The 14,788-nt window shown below is 71.6% G+C and carries 10 protein-coding genes and 1 other RNA gene; 3 read left to right on the forward strand and 8 right to left on the reverse strand.

Features of this window, described 5'->3' with window-relative positions; translation table 11 throughout:
• Nucleotides 1–9: 9 nt before the first annotated feature.
• The 7 genes from mraY to rnpB form a co-directional block, all read right to left on the reverse strand.
• Nucleotides 10–1,095: a phospho-N-acetylmuramoyl-pentapeptide-transferase gene (gene mraY, locus ACLBWX_RS06260; protein WP_447676210.1), complete on the reverse strand. Its 1,086-nt coding sequence runs from the start codon at nucleotides 1,093–1,095 to the stop codon at nucleotides 10–12.
• A gap of 86 nt (nucleotides 1,096–1,181) precedes the next feature.
• The gene (locus ACLBWX_RS06265; RefSeq protein ID WP_447676211.1) at nucleotides 1,182–2,657 is read right to left on the reverse strand and encodes a UDP-N-acetylmuramoylalanyl-D-glutamyl-2,6-diaminopimelate--D-alanyl-D-alanine ligase; all 1,476 of its coding nucleotides are present in this window, start codon (nucleotides 2,655–2,657) and stop codon (nucleotides 1,182–1,184) included.
• Entirely contained in the window at nucleotides 2,654–4,132 is a 1,479-nt protein-coding gene (locus ACLBWX_RS06270; RefSeq protein ID WP_447676212.1) for a UDP-N-acetylmuramoyl-L-alanyl-D-glutamate--2,6-diaminopimelate ligase, read from the reverse strand. Before ACLBWX_RS06270 ends, ACLBWX_RS06265 begins: the two co-directional genes overlap by 4 nt.
• Nucleotides 4,129–6,033, reverse strand: coding sequence for a peptidoglycan D,D-transpeptidase FtsI family protein (locus tag ACLBWX_RS06275; protein ID WP_447676312.1), 1,905 nt, complete (start codon nucleotides 6,031–6,033; stop codon nucleotides 4,129–4,131). Before ACLBWX_RS06275 ends, ACLBWX_RS06270 begins: the two co-directional genes overlap by 4 nt.
• Before the next feature lie 38 nt (nucleotides 6,034–6,071).
• Nucleotides 6,072–6,500 (reverse strand): cell division protein FtsL, encoded by a 429-nt coding sequence (ftsL, locus tag ACLBWX_RS06280; RefSeq protein ID WP_447676213.1) that lies wholly within the window; start codon nucleotides 6,498–6,500, stop codon nucleotides 6,072–6,074.
• Nucleotides 6,497–7,555 carry a 16S rRNA (cytosine(1402)-N(4))-methyltransferase RsmH gene (rsmH, locus tag ACLBWX_RS06285; RefSeq protein WP_447676214.1) on the reverse strand — a complete coding sequence of 353 codons (1,059 nt, stop codon included), beginning with the start codon at nucleotides 7,553–7,555 and terminating at the stop codon, nucleotides 6,497–6,499. Before rsmH ends, ftsL begins: the two co-directional genes overlap by 4 nt.
• 486 nt (nucleotides 7,556–8,041) lie before the next feature.
• An RNA gene (gene rnpB, locus ACLBWX_RS06290) (RNase P RNA component class A) lies at nucleotides 8,042–8,453 on the reverse strand.
• 186 nt (nucleotides 8,454–8,639) lie between these two features.
• Here rnpB and ACLBWX_RS06295 point away from each other — a divergent pair.
• Nucleotides 8,640–8,813: a hypothetical protein gene (locus ACLBWX_RS06295; RefSeq protein ID WP_447676215.1), complete on the forward strand. Its 174-nt coding sequence runs from the start codon at nucleotides 8,640–8,642 to the stop codon at nucleotides 8,811–8,813.
• Nucleotides 8,814–8,857: 44 nt separating this feature from the next.
• On the opposite strand, the gene gloA is transcribed toward ACLBWX_RS06295, so the two are convergent.
• Nucleotides 8,858–9,298: a lactoylglutathione lyase gene (gloA, locus tag ACLBWX_RS06300; RefSeq protein WP_056476082.1), complete on the reverse strand. Its 441-nt coding sequence runs from the start codon at nucleotides 9,296–9,298 to the stop codon at nucleotides 8,858–8,860.
• Between the two features lie 131 nt (nucleotides 9,299–9,429).
• Between gloA and pepN the strand changes: the two genes are divergently transcribed.
• Both pepN and ACLBWX_RS06310 read left to right on the forward strand, forming a co-directional pair.
• Nucleotides 9,430–12,060, forward strand: coding sequence for an aminopeptidase N (pepN, locus tag ACLBWX_RS06305; RefSeq protein ID WP_447676216.1), 2,631 nt, complete (start codon nucleotides 9,430–9,432; stop codon nucleotides 12,058–12,060).
• A gap of 193 nt (nucleotides 12,061–12,253) precedes the next feature.
• The gene (locus ACLBWX_RS06310; RefSeq protein ID WP_447676217.1) at nucleotides 12,254–14,644 is read left to right on the forward strand and encodes a PAS domain-containing sensor histidine kinase; all 2,391 of its coding nucleotides are present in this window, start codon (nucleotides 12,254–12,256) and stop codon (nucleotides 14,642–14,644) included.
• Nucleotides 14,645–14,788 lie beyond the last annotated feature (144 nt).

Consider the following 14,788-nt stretch of genomic DNA (forward strand, 5'->3'; position numbering starts at 1 on the left):
GGATCGGGCTCAGCGCAGCTTCAGGGTCGCGAGGCCGGCCAGCGCCAGGATCACGGCGATGATCCAGAAGCGGATCACGACCTGCGGCTCCTTCCAGCCCTTCTGCTCGAAATGGTGGTGGATCGGCGCCATGCGGAAGACCCGCTTGCCCGTCAGCTTGAACGAGGCGACCTGGATGATCACCGACATCATCTCCAGCACGAACAGGCCGCCGACGATCGCGAGGACGATCTCGTGCTTGGTCGCCACCGCGATGGTACCGAGGAGGCCGCCGAGGGCGAGGGACCCGGTATCGCCCATGAAGACCTGGGCGGGGGGCGCGTTGAACCAGAGGAAGCCGAGCCCCGCCCCGATCACCGCGCCGCAGACCACCGCGAGCTCGCCGGTGTCGCGGACGTAGTTCACCTGCAGGTAGCCCGCCGTGAAGACGTTGCCGACGAGGTAGGCGATGACGCCGAAGGTGCCGCAGGCGATCATCACCGGCACGATGGCGAGGCCGTCGAGCCCGTCCGTCATGTTCACCGAGTTGCCGGCGCCGACGATCACGAAGGCGGCGAACAGCACGTAGAACCAGCCGAGGTTCAGGAGCGCGTCCTTGAAGACCGGGAAGGCGAGCTGGTTCTGCAGGGTGGGCGCCGAGTAGACCGAGATCAGCACGCAGGCCGCGATGGCGATGCAGGCCTCGAGCACCAGGCGGAACTTGCCCGAGAAGCCCTTGTGCGACTGCTTCGTCACCTTGAGGTAGTCGTCGTAGAACCCGATCGCGCCGAAGCCGAGCGTCACCGCCAGGGTGACCCAGACGTAGTGGTTGCGCGGGTTGGCCCAGAGCAGGATCGCCACCACGCAGCCGGCGAGGATCATCAGCCCGCCCATGGTGGGGGTGCCGCGCTTCGTCAGCAGGTGCGATTGCGGGCCGTCCTCGCGGATCGGCTGGCCCTTGCCCTGGCGCAGGCGCAGGGACGAGATGATGAGCGGACCGAACCAGAACACGAACAGGCCCGCCGTGAACAGCGCCCCGCCGGTGCGGAAGGTGATGTAGCGGAAGACGTTGAGGGCGGAGACGGTGCCGCTCAAGTCCGACAGGAGATACAGCATCCAGCACCCGGCCGTGGTTCAGTTCGGAACTCGGCCGGAGGCTCAGGGGCGCGCGTCGCCCCTCCCCGGCCGTGATGAAGGTCGCCTCAGCGCGCGACGGCGTGCGGCGGTTCGGCTTGGGCGTTCGCGTAACGGGCTTTGAGCGCTTCGACAATCCGGCCCATGCGGATGCTGTTCGAACCCTTCACCATCACGGCGTCCCCGGGACGCAGGGCCGCCAGCACGGGTTCGAGCAGATCGGCGGAGGTCGCCGCGCACGCGCCGCGCCGGCTCACCGGCAGGGCCTCGAAGAGGCTGCGCATCAACGGCCCGGCCGTGAAGACGAGATCGACCTTGGCGGCGTCCACCGGCCCGGCGAGCGCGCGGTGGTGCGCTTCGCCCTCGGGTCCGAGCTCCAGCATGTCCCCCAGCACCGCGATGCGGCGCCCGCGCGGGCCGGTCTCGATGCCGGCCAGGGTCGCCAGGGCGGCGCGGATCGAGGCCGGGTTGGCGTTGTAGCTCTCGTCGACCAGGAAGGCCTCGCCCTCCCCGACCGCCAGGGCCGTGCGCTCGCCGCGGCCGACCGGCGGCCGCAGGGCCGCCAGCGACAGGGCCGCGCGGGCGAGGTCCGCCCCGAGGGCATGCACCACCGCCATCACGCCCAGCGAGTTCATGGCCGTGTGCCGGCCCGGCGTGCCGAGCCGGTAGGTCACCGGAATGCCCATCACCACGGAATCGACCACCGAGAGGTCGGGGCGCAGCACGATGCGCTGGGCGCGGACATCCGCCTCCGGATGCTCGCCGAAGGTGACGACACGGCCGGCGCGGGAGGCCTGGGCGTGGGCCAGCAGCCGCGCGTAGTTCGGGTTGTCGCGGTTGATGATGGCGGTGCCGCCCGCCTTCAACCCGGAGAAGATCTCGCCCTTGGCGTCGGCGATGGCCGAGAGCGAGGCGAAGTGCTCGATGTGCACGGGCTCGACGGTGGTGACCAAGGCGATGTCGGGCCGCACCATCGCGGTGAGCGGCACGATCTCGCGCGGGTGGTTCATGCCGATCTCGAACACGCCGAACTGCGTGTCGGCGGGCATGCGCGCCAGGGTCAAGGGCACGCCCCAGTGATTGTTGTAGGAGGCGATGGAGGCGTGGGTCGCTCCCTGCCCGGAGAGCACGTGGCGCAGGGCCTCCTTGGTCCCGGTCTTGCCCACGGAGCCCGTCACCGCGACGATGCCGGCCTGCGTGCGCGCCCGGGCCGCGGTGCCGAGCGCCCGCATGGCGTCGAGGACCGGGTCCTCGCCCGCGCCCGAGACGGCCAGGACCGGCCCGGCGCCCGCGAAATCCTGCGCCCGGTCGGCCGCGACGACGGCCGCGCCGGCCCCGCGCGCCAGGGCGGCGGCGACGAAGTCGTGCCCGTCCCGGGCCTCGCCGCGAATGGCGAAAAACAGGTCGCCCGGCTGCAGCGTGCGCGTGTCGATCGAGGCGCCGGTGATCGGCCCGGCCTCGCCCAGCAGGGTGCCGCCGGTGGCGGCCGCGAGGGCGTCGCCGGTCCAGAGCGGGGTGGTGCAGGGCGGGGTGTTGTCGGTCATGCTGAGCGTTCCGCGATCGCAGCCCGGAGGACGTCGTGGTCCGAGAAGGGCAGGACCTGTGACCCCACGATCTGGCCGGTTTCATGGCCCTTGCCGGCCACCACGAGCACGTCGCCGGGCTCCAGGGCCTGCACGGCGGTGCGGATCGCCTCGGCCCGGTCGCCGATCTCCACGGCGCCCGGCGCGGCGGCCAGGATCGCCGCCCGGATCGTGGCGGGATCCTCGCTGCGGGGATTGTCGTCGGTGACGATGACGGCGTCGGCTTGTCTCGCCGCGATGGCGCCCATGATCGGGCGCTTGCCCGTGTCGCGGTCGCCGCCGCAGCCGAAGACGAGGCGCAGGCGGCCGGTCGCGAAGGGGCGCAGGGCCGTCAGCACGCCGTCGAGGGCCTCCGGCTTGTGGGCGTAGTCCACGAGGCAGAGGCCGCCATTGGCCTCGCCGATGCGCTCCATGCGCCCCGGAACCCCGGTGAGGTGTTCGAGGGCGGCGATCACGCCCGGGCGGTCGGCCCGGCCCGCGGGAGTCGTCAGCACGAGGCCGGCGGCCAGGAGCGCGTTCTCGACCTGGAATCCGCCGACCAGCGGCAGGCGCACCGCGTAGTCCTGCAGCCGGCCCGATGGACCGGGCGCCTGGAGCGCGAGGTGCTGGTGGAAGCCTTCGGTCCGCGCCGAGATCAGCCGCACCGTGTCGCCCTTCGACCCCGTGGTGTGGACGTCGAGGCCGCGGGCCGAGGCCGCCGCCACGACGATGTCGGCATAGGCGCCGTCGAGGTTGACCACCGCCGGGATGCCGGGCTGCGCGAGGGTCGTGAACAGCCGCAGCTTGGCCGCCAGGTAGTCGTCCATGGTGGCGTGGTAGTCGAGGTGGTCGCGCCCGAGATTGGTGTAGCCCACCGCGGCGAGCGCCACTCCGTCGAGGCGGCGCTGCTCGATCCCGTGGGAGGAGGCCTCCATCGCCAGGTATCCGATGCCGTCCTCGGCGAGCCGCGCCAGGGTGGCGTGCAGGGTCACGGGGTCGGGGGTGGTCAGGGAGCCGTAGGTGGCGCCCCGGTTGGTGACGATGCCCACCGTTCCGAGGCTCGCCGCCTCGGCGCCGAGGCGCGCCAGGATCTGGCGCACGAAGTCGGTGACGGAGCTCTTCCCGCTCGTCCCGGTCACCGCCACGATCTGGGCCGGCTGCCGGGCCGAGAAGGCTTGCGCCGCGAGGGCGAGGCTGCGGCGCACGTCCGCGACGGCGAGGTAGGGCACGGTGGCGTCGAGCCCCGCCGGCCTGGGGCCCTCGCTCACCACCGCGACGGCGCCGGCCGCCGCGGCCTTGCCCGCGAAGCGGCGGCCGTCGGCGGCGGTGCCCGGAACGGCGACGAAGACGAAGCCCGGCGCGACGTTTCGCGAGTCCGCCGTGAGGCCCGAGACCGGCAGGCCGGCGCTTCCGGCCTCCGCCTCGGGGAAGAGCCCGCCGAGGGTCGGCCCGCTCATCGCCCGTCGACCTGCGTGGCGTGGTAGGCGCCGAGTTTCACCATCAGGGGGAAGGGCTTCACCGGCGGGTCGAATTGCGGCGGCAGGCCGAGGACGGGGGCGACGCGCTCGATCACCCGGCCGGTGACGACGCCGGAATTCCAGGCCGCGGTGGCGTAGCCGCCGGATTCCGGCAGGCCCTGGGGCTCGTCCATGATGGTGACGAAGAGGTATTTCGGGTTGTTCATGGGGGCCGCGGCCATGAAGGTCGTGAACAGGCGGTTCTTGACGTAGCGCCCGTGGATCACCTTCTCGGCGGTGCCGGTCTTGCCGCCGACGTAGTAGTACGGGATCGAGGCCTTCTTGGCCGACCCCTCGACCGCGTTGAGGCGCATGATGAAGCGCATCGCCTCGCTGGTCTCGGGCTTGAGCACGCGGGTGGCCTTGGCCATCGCCTCCTCGGCCGTGGTCTTGAGGAAGGTGGGCGTCATCAGGAAGCCGCCATTGGCGATGGCCGCCACCGCCGCCGTCGCCTGGATCGGCGCCACCGCGAGGCCGTGGCCGAACGCGATGGTGATGGTGTTGATCTCGGTCCAGCGGGCCGGGACGATGGGCTCGGCGCTCTCGGGCAGCTCCGTCCGCATCCGGTCGGTCAGGCCCATCTTCTTGAGGAAGGCCTTGTGGCCGGGCACGCCGATGCCGAGCGCCATCTTGGCCGAGCCGATGTTCGACGAGTGGGTGAACACCTCCGGCATCGTGATGACGCGGTTGGTGCCGTGGTATTCGTGGATCTTCTGCCGGCCCCAGTTCAGCACGCCGCCGCGGGTGTCGAAGGTGGAGTTGACGTTGAACTTGCCGGAATCGAGGGCCATCGCGAGGGTCATCGCCTTGAAGGTCGAGCCCATCTCGTAGACGCCGACGTTCATGCGGTTGATGCGGTCGGGGTTGAGCGCGTCGGCCGGATCGTTCGGGTCGAAGTCCGGCAGGGAGGCGAGCGCGATCACCTCGCCGGTCTGGACGTCGAGGATCATGCCGGCGGCGGCCTTGGCCTTGAAGTGGTCGAGGCCCCAGGCGAGTTCGTCCCGCACGGCGAACTGCGCCCGCAGGTCGATGGAGAGCTGGATCGGCTTCAGGTCGGTCTGCTTGGCCACGAGGCCGAAATCGTTGAGTGCCTTGTTGCCCTGGTTGTCGATGTACTTCTCGATGCCGGCGATGCCGATGTTGTCGAGGTTGGTCACGCCGAGGATGTGCGCGGCCGCGACCCCGTTGGGGTAGACGCGCTTGTGGTCGGGCAGGAATCCGACGCCGGGAATGCCGAGGCGATGGACTTCGGCCTGCTGCTTGGGCGTGATCTCGCGCTTGACCCAGACGAAGCCCTTCTTGGTGGAGAGCTTGGCGCGCAGTTCGGTGGCGTTGATCTGCGGCAGCACGGCGGTGAGGAGTTCGACCGCCTCGTCCTTGTCGTAGATGTTGCGGGGTTCGGCGAAGATCGAGACCGTGCGGATGTCGGTGGCCAGGATCTCGCCGTTGCGATCGACGATGTCCGGGCGGATCGCGGTGGTGGCGGCGGCCGCGATCCGGCGGTCGCCGTTGTCGGCCTCCGGAAAGGCGGCGCCCAGGATCAGGCGCCCGCTGATGGTGGCGAACACCATCGTGAAGGCGAGGCCCACGAGGCCGACGCGGGTATAGGAGCGCTCGATGGCGAGGTGGAACATCGCCCGGACGTTGCGGACGATCCACTGGCGCCTCGACGCCGGCGACGCGAGGCCCTCGGCCGACGGCTCCAGCCGCGTCCGCTCGACACCGATTTCCTCGGGCGTCGCGGACTCGGCGGAGACGGCCTCGTGCGGCGCGCCGGCTTCGGCGGCAGGATCGGGGGCGTGAGCCGGCTCGGCCGGAGGATTGGTCCGGGCGGACTGGATCGAGCCCTGGCCGGGCGGCGGGACTTCGGACACGGGCACTACCTCGAAGTCGTGGTCGGGGTTCTGGTCGTGGTGGTGCGCGGCGTCACGCTGCCGGTGGTGCGCGGCTCGTCGCCGCCGCGGCTCGCCGTCGGCTTCTCCTTCGGCGTCGCGGTGGCGGCCAGGAGCCGGCCGATCTCGTCGCCGCGGTCCGGGCGGGCCGGCAGGTCGGCGAGGCGCCCGAGATGGGCGGTGCCGATGGGCTCCAGGGCGAGGTAGCGCTCCACCGCCGCCTGGAGCCGGTCCGGCCGGGTCAGGAGCTGCCACTCGGCGCGCAGGACCGCGATGGCCTGGCGCTCCTTCTTGAGCTGGGTCTGGGCCTTCGAGACCTGCCCGGCCTGGTAGAGCGTGTCGTACTTGATCGAGTAGGCGTAGATTGCCGAGCCGATCAGGCCGAGCACTGCGATCAGGTTGAGCAAACGGATCACCGGCGCGCTCCTCCGCTCCGACCTGTCCGCGCCGGGAGCGCGGCCAGGGTCTCGATGGCGGCCAGGGGGGCGGGCACGGGGGCGTCCGTGCGTTCCACCGCGCGCAGCTTGGCCGAGCGGGCGCGGGGATTGGCGGCGGTCTCGGCCTCGGTCGGCAGCACCGGGCCCTTGGTCACGGCCGCGAAGCTGCGCGGCGCCGGCGCTTCCAGGCTCGGGAGGTGGCGGGAGGCCTGCGCCGCCCGGCCGCTGCGGGCCGAGAAGAACTGCTTCACGATCCGGTCCTCCAGCGAGTGGAAGGTGACCACCGCGAGGCGGCCGCCGGGCTTGAGGATGTGCTCGGCGGCGTGCAGCGCCTGCACGAGCTCGCCCAGTTCGTCGTTGACCGCGATGCGCAGGCCCTGGAAGGTCCGGGTCGCCGGATGGATGCCGCTGGCCGGATCGGCCCAGACCACGCTGGCCACGATCTCGGCCAGGGCCGCGGTGGTCTCGATGCGGCCCTTGCGGCGCGCCTCGATGATCGCCCGGGCGACGGCGCGGGAGCGGCGCTCCTCGCCGTAGTGGAAGATGATGTCGGCGAGGTCGGCTTCCTCGGAGTCGTTGACGAGGTCGGCGGCGCTCGGCCCGGCGCGCTCCATGCGCATGTCGAGGGGGCCGTCGTTGCGGAAGGAGAAGCCGCGCTCGGGCTGGTCGATCTGCATCGACGAGACGCCGATATCGAGGACGACCGCGTCGGCCCAAGCGTGACCGGCCTCGCGGACGCAGGCGTCGAGGGTGCCGAACCGGCCCGACACGAGGGTCAGGCGGCCGCCAGCCTCCGCCACCAGGAGCGCGCCGCCCGCGATGGCGCCGGGGTCGCGGTCGATCGCCAGAACGTGAACGGCCGGGTCGGTCCCGAGCATCGCCCGGGTGTAGCCGCCGGCCCCGAAGGTGCCGTCGACGGCGAGCGCCCGGCCCGGCAGGTCGAGGGCGTCGAGGACCTCGGCGAGGAGAACGGGAACGTGCGGGGCCCCGTCGACGGATCGGCTCACCCGCGCCTCGCGGGGCGCGCGCGTCACCGGGCGATCCCGGCGCGCGGCGGTCGCGCGGGCATCGCTCGGGCGAAGGGTAGGAGTGAGGGCTCGACCGGATCGAAGCGGCGCATGCGTCCCTTCCACGGGGCTGGAGCGCGCGAGCGCGGCTCGGAGAGACGGGGCGTCTCCGGGTCGACGCGTGACGCGACCGCGCATGCGGACACCGGCCTGCCTGGGACAGGCTGCGTCCGTCGATCCGAAAATCGCCGTTGACGGGATGAATCGGGGTACCATGGGCCTCTGAGCGCCGTCAACGAACCTGGCCGAGGGGGAGCGGCTCCCGAGGATCAGACCTCAGCAAGGTTAACCGAGCGTAAGTTTTCGCTCTCAAAGCGCTTTCCCGATGCGCGACGGCGGCGCCGGCACCGCGCGAGACCGGCGGGTCGGCGGGGGCGCTCCGGCGACTGCCAAGGGCCGCCGCCGCGAGGGCGCGCGGCGCCGTCGGAGACGCGGCGCGCGCCGAAGCGGTGGGGGATCAGCCGGCCTGTAAGCCGGGTTCTGTAGGGCCCGGGGACCTTGCGGCCCCCTGACGTGGCGGCCATTCCTCTGGGACGATCGTTGCCGACCGCCTCGAGCAACCAACCCGGGCGACGGGCCTGGAGAGAGGGCCTGACGGGGCCGCGAGGCCCCCCCGTGTCGCCCCTATTCGGTTTTGCTCCCGGTGGGGTTTGCCGTGCCGTCCGCGTTGCCGCGTCCGCGGTGCGCTCTTACCGCACCCTTTCACCCTTACCGCGGATCGGCCGAGGCCGGTCCGTGGCGGTCTGCTCTCTGTGGCACTGTCCCTGGGGTCGCCCCCGCCGGACGTTATCCGGCACCGTCTCTCCATGGAGCCCGGACTTTCCTCCCCGGGCATGACACCCGGAGCGGCCGCCCGGCCGACTGATCCGGCGCGGATGTGCGCCGCGGGCGGGCCGGGGGTCAAGGCCCATCCCCCACGCATCGTGCCCTCGGGAGCGGCATGGCGAGATTTTGGCCTCGCGGCTTGCGGGCGCCGCGCCTCGCGCCACGTCTCTCGGTCTGGCGCCGGGCGAGCCCGGCGTCACCGAACGTCGAGGATGAGGAGGAAGCGATGGCGACGAACGACACGGCCTGGACGCTCGAATCCGTCCAGCAACTCACCGAGATGGCCCGCGAGGGCATCCCGGTCTCGGTCATCAGCCTCAAGCTGCGCCGGCCGATCGAGGTCGTGGCGGCCAAGCTGAGCCAGCTCGGCATCACGCCCGCGCCCGAGACCGGCGCCTGAGGACGGGACGAGCCGCCCGCGCGGGGCGGCTCGTCGGGGCCGGCCTACCAGGAGCCGGTGTTCTCCATCGAGGACCAGGGCTCCTGCGGCGGCTTGGCGGGGCCCTTCTGCAGCAGCTCGATCGAGATCCCGTCCGGGGACTTCACGAAGGCCATGTTGCCGTCGCGCGGCGGACGGTTGATCGTGATCCCGGCCGCCTGGAGCTTCGCGCAGAACGCGTAGATGTCGTCGACCTCGTAGGCGAGGTGGCCGAAGTTGCGGCCGCCCGAATAGGTCTCGGGGTCCCAGTTGTGGGTCAGCTCGATCACGGGGGCCTGGGTCTCCCGGGCGGTGCCGGCATCGTCGGGCGCGGCCAGGAACACCAGGGTGAAGCGGCCCTTCTCGTTGTCGGTGCGGCGCACCTCCTGCAGGCCGAAGGTGTTCACGTAGAAATCGAGGGCACGGTCGAGATCCGCGACGCGGACCATGGTGTGAAGGAAGCGCATGGGTTGGGGCTCTCCGAAGGGTCAGTGCCTATCTGGTCCGGCGCGGGCACGCGTCAACGAGCCTGGGGCCGCGCGCGTTGCGCCGCCGCCGCGCACCCCGCACAGTGCGGCCCCGACGTCGAGGATCCCGCATGCGCACCGAAACCCCGATCGCGATCCGCCTGGAGGATTACCGCCCCAGCGACTACCGGATCGGCGCGGTGGCCCTCGACGTCGCGCTCCATCCCACCGCCACCCGGGTCCGGGCCACCCTGAGCCTCGCGCCGAACCCGGCCGGGCGCCCGGGCGCGCCCCTCGTCCTCGACGGCGAGGACCTGGTGCTCGAACGCCTCTGCCTCGACGGCGCCGTCCTCGATGCGGACGCCTACGCCGTCTCTCCCTCCGGCCTGACCCTGCACCGGCCGCCGACGGGTCCCTTCACCCTGGAGATCGAGACCCGGATCGACCCCAGCGCCAACACCAAGCTGATGGGGCTCTACCGCTCGAACGGGGTCTACTGCACCCAGTGCGAGGCCGACGGCTTCCGGCGGATCACCTACTTCCTCGACCGGCCCGACGTGATGGCGGTCTACACCACGCGGATCGAGGCCGATCGCGACGCGGCGCCGGTCCTGCTCGGCAACGGCAACCCGGTGGAATCCGGCGAGGCCGGCCCCGGGCGCCACTACGCGATCTGGCACGACCCCCATCCGAAGCCCGCCTACCTCTTCGCCCTGGTGGGCGGTCGCCTCGACGCCGTCCGGCGCCCCTTCACCATCAGCGAGGGCCGCACGGTGGACCTCGCCGTCTACGTCGAGCCGGGCAAGGCCGCGCGGGCGGACTACGCCCTCGACGCGGTGGCGCGCGCGATGGCCTGGGACGAGACCGCCTTCGGCCGCGCCTACGACCTCGACGTCTTCAACGTGGTCGCGGTCTCCGACTTCAACATGGGCGCCATGGAGAACAAGGGCCTCAACATCTTCAACGACCGCTACGTCCTCGCCTCGCCGGAGACCGCGACCGACGCGGATTACGCCGCCATCGAGGCGATCATCGCGCACGAGTACTTCCACAACTGGACCGGTAACCGCATCACCTGCCGCGACTGGTTCCAGCTCTGCCTCAAGGAAGGCCTGACGGTCTTCCGCGACCAGGAATTCTCCTCCGACATGCGCTCGCGTGCCGTGCACCGCATCGGCGAGGTCCGCACCCTGCGGGCGCGGCAGTTCCCCGAGGATGCCGGGCCGCTGGCCCATCCGGTGCGGCCGCGCCAATACACCGAGATCAACAACTTCTACACGGCCACCGTCTACGAGAAGGGCGCCGAGATCGTGCGGATGCTGCGCACGCTCCTCGGCGCGGAGGCCTTCCGGGCCGGGATGGACCGCTACTTCACCGACAATGACGGCCGCGCCGCCACGGTGGAGGATTTCCTCGCCGCCTTCGCGGGCAGTTCGGGCCGCGACCTCGAGGCCTTCGCGCGCTGGTACGAGCGCCCGGGCACGCCGCGGGTCGCGGTGCAGGGCAGCTACGATCCGGAGGCGCGGACCTACCGCCTCGCCTTCCGCCAGAGCCTGCCCGGCGCCCCCGACGCCCCGCCCCTGGTGATTCCCGTCCGCCTCGGCCTCGTCGGTCCGGACGGTCCGCTCGATGCGGCGGCGCACGACCGGGTCCGCGACGGCGTGTTCGTCCTCGACGGCGCGAGCGACACGCTCACCCTCGGGGACGTCCCGGCCCGGCCCGTGCCCTCGCTGTTCCGCGGCTTCTCCGCCCCGGTGCGGGTCGAGATCGAGATGACGGATTCCGATGCGCTGACGCTGCTGCGTCACGACACCGACCCGTTCAACCGCTGGCAGGCGGCCCAGAGCGTCGCCATGCGCCTCCTCGTGCAGGGGACGCGCTCCGGCGCCCTGCCGGAGGCGGGCGCCACCGGATTCGGCCAGGCGCTCGCCGGGTTCCTGGAGGCCGAGGCGCTCGCCGACCCGGCCTTCGCCGCCCTGGTCCTCGCCCTGCCGAGCGAGGCCGACGTCGCCAACGAGATCGCCAACGGGATCGACCCGGACGCGATCCACCGCGCCCGGCACGCCCTGCGCCGCGCGCTCGGAACCCGCCTGAAGCCGCAGCTCCTCGGCCTGCGCGACGCCCTCGCGGAGGCCCCGGGCACGCCCTTCAGCCCCGACGCCGCCGCCGCCGGCCGGCGCGCCTTCCGCAACGCGGCCCTCGACCTCGCGGCGGCGGCCGATCCAGCCTCCGCGACGTTGCTCGCCATCCACCAGATGGACGCGGCGACGACGATGACCGACCGGCTCGCCGCCCTCTCGGTCCTGTCCCAGGCGCCCGGCCCCGAGCGCGAATCGGCGCTGGCGCGATTCGCCGAGGCCTACCGGGCCGAACCCCTCGTCCTCGACAAGTGGCTGGCGATCCAGGCCGGGATCCCCGAGGCCGGAACGCCGGACCGCATCCGCGGCCTGCAGGACCACCCCGCCTTCTCGATGACCAACCCGAACCGGGTCCGGGCGCTGATCGGCAGCTTCAGCATGGGCAATCCGACCCAGTTCAACCGGGCGGACGGCGCCGGCTATGCCCTTGTGGCGGAGGCGGTTCTGGCCCTCGACAAGACCAACCCGCAGGTGGCCGCGCGCCTGCTCACGGCCTTCGGATCGTGGCGGATGATGGAGCCGGTGCGCCGCGCGGCGGCCGAATCCACATTGCTGAAAATTCGCGCTGTTGCCGGAGTGTCACGGGACGTCGGCGACATCCTCGACCGGACCCTTGCCGGCTAGCAAGTGCCTGAAGGGAATCGGCTTTTCACCGGCCCGCGAGACTGAATCCGGACTTGAGATTCGCGCCAGGAGTCAAGCGTGGCCGGAAAAAACGCGTGGACAAATCCCCTGCGGAAATGTTGAATCGTATACGATTCGAAACGCGGATCGGCCCGCGTTCCCGGCACCAAAATCCCAACGGCGGAGTTAGTCCATGCTGGAGGCGGATTCCGCTTCCCTCTCCGCGCGTGCGGATACGATTCTTGGCATCCACCGGCCGCAACACGCCGCTCGTGTCTGTTTCGTGCGCGCCGAGACCTGGTTGCGCTTCGCCCTGCCGGCGCTGTTCGCGACCTTCCTGATCTGCTTCGGGGCCGTGGCGGCGATGCTGCTGCAGGCCCAGCGCGAGGAGGTGATCCGGGCGGCGACCACCGACGTGGAGGCCGTGACCCGCCTCGCCGCGGCGGCCTTCACCGGGATCGACATCGACGGCGAGGCGAAGGGCGAGGCCGCTCACCGCAATCTCGGCGCCCTGCTGCCGCCGGGCCTGCTCCATGCCGGGCGGCAGATCCTGCTGATCTCGCCCAACGACGTCATCGTGGCGGCCAATCCGCCGCTCTCCGGCCCCCGGCGCACCCTGACCCAGCATCTCGGGGAGATGCAGGCGCTCTCCACCCTCGGCGAGAGCGCCGGCGTGATGACCGTGACCCTGGCCGACGGCTCCGTGGTGATCGCGGCCCTGCGCAACCTGCCCGCCGGGCGGGGCCAGGTCGCGGTGCTCCAGCCGCTCAGCGCCATCACCGCCGCCTGGACCACGCGGATGCGCAACCAGGCGATCCTCCTCGGTGCCGCCGCCCTCGTGATCATCGGCACCGGCATCGCCTATGCCCTCCAGACCCGACGGGCCTACGCGGTCGACCGCGTCTGCGAGGAGATCAAGCAGCGCCTCGACACCGCCCTCGGCCGCGGGCGCTGCGGCCTCTGGGACTGGGACATCCCGCGCGGCCGGATCTACTGGTCGGATTCGATGTACGCGCTTCTCGGCTATCACCGCGAGCGCGAGTTCCTGTCCTTCGGCGACGTCAACGCCCTCGTGCATCCCGACGACGGCGACCTCTACAGCCTGGCCCGCCACCTCGCCGCGAGCCAGTCCACCGTCGACCACGAGTTCCGGGTGCGGGGCGCCACCGGCAACTGGGTCTGGATGCGCATGCGCGCCGAGATCGTGCCCGACACGATGGACGGCGGGCGCCACCTCGTCGGCATCGCCCTCGACGTGACCGAGCAGCGCAATCTGGCCGAGCTCAACGCCACCGCCGACATGCGCCTGCGCGACGCGGTCGAGGCCATCTCGGAGGCCTTCGTCCTCTGGGACACCGGCAACCGCCTGGTCCTGTGCAACTCGAAGTTCCGCCACCTCCACGCCCTCAGCCCCGAGGACGCCATCCCGGGGCGGCGCTACGCCGAGATCATGGGCCGGGGCGTGCTGCCGCCGGTCCGGCGCGAGCTGCGCGACCTCGAGCCGAGCGGCGCCACCGCCCGCACCTTCGAGGCCGAGCTCACCGATGGACGCTGGCTCCAGATCAGCGAGCGGCGCACCAAGGACGGCGGCTACGTTTCGGTGGGCACCGACATCACCAGCCTGAAGCGCCACCAGGAGCAGCTGGTCCAGTCCGAGCGCGAACTGATCGAGACGGTGCGCGATCTCAAGCGCTCCCGCCGCACCCTGGAACTCCAGACCCAGCAGCTCGCCGACCTGGCCGAGCGCTACCTCGACCAGAAGGCGCAGGCCGAAGGCGCCAACCAGGCCAAGTCCGAGTTCCTCGCCAACATGAGCCACGAGCTGCGCACGCCGCTCAACGCGATCATGGGCTTCGCGGAACTGATGGAGAGCGAGGTCTACGGCACCCTCGGCTCGCCCCGCTACACCGACTATTGCCGGGACATCCGCTCCAGCGGCGACTACCTGCTCTCGGTCATCGACGACATCCTCAACATGTCGCGCATCGAGGCCCAGACGGTGAAGCTGGCGCCGCGCGAACTCGCGGTCGCCTCCGCCATCGAGGGCACCCTGAAGCTCGTCGGCGAGTCCGCGCGCGCGAAATCCCTCGCCGTCAACGTGGATGTCGTCGAAGCGCTGACGGTGCTGGCCGACGAGCGCGCCCTGCACCAGATCCTGACCAATCTCGTCCAGAACGCGGTGAAGTTCACGCCGCCCGGCGATGGCCGCATCATCATCAAGGCGCGCCCGGCCGGCGACCACGTCCACATCTTCGTCGAGGATACCGGCATCGGGATCCCGAAATCGGCCCTGCGCCGCCTGGGCGCCCCCTTTCAGCAGGTCGAGACCAACCTCACCCGCAGCCACAAGGGCTCCGGCCTCGGCCTCGCCATCGCGCGCTCGATGGCCGAGCTCCACGGCGGAGGCCTGCGCATCCGCTCCCAGGAGGGCCTCGGCACCATCGTGATGGTGCGCCTGCCGATCCCGACCCCGGAGAACCGTCGCAACCTCGTGCCCGACGCCGCCCAGGAGACCGTCGCCTCCCTGCGCGACGCCGCCGGCGCCACCTCGCGCCCGCCGGAGGCGGTGGCGGAGCGGGTCTGAGGATCGCGCCGCGGGACGGAATTGCCGTGAGAACAGGGTCGGACGCAGCGGGCATCCTATTCTGAGAGATGACCCACCTCGCCCTGCCCCTCGCCCCCTTGGGCTGGGCGCGTGCGGATGCCGCTCCGTGCGTCGGAAATCCAC

The sequence above is a fragment of the Methylobacterium sp. M6A4_1b genome, from assembly GCF_053345175.1.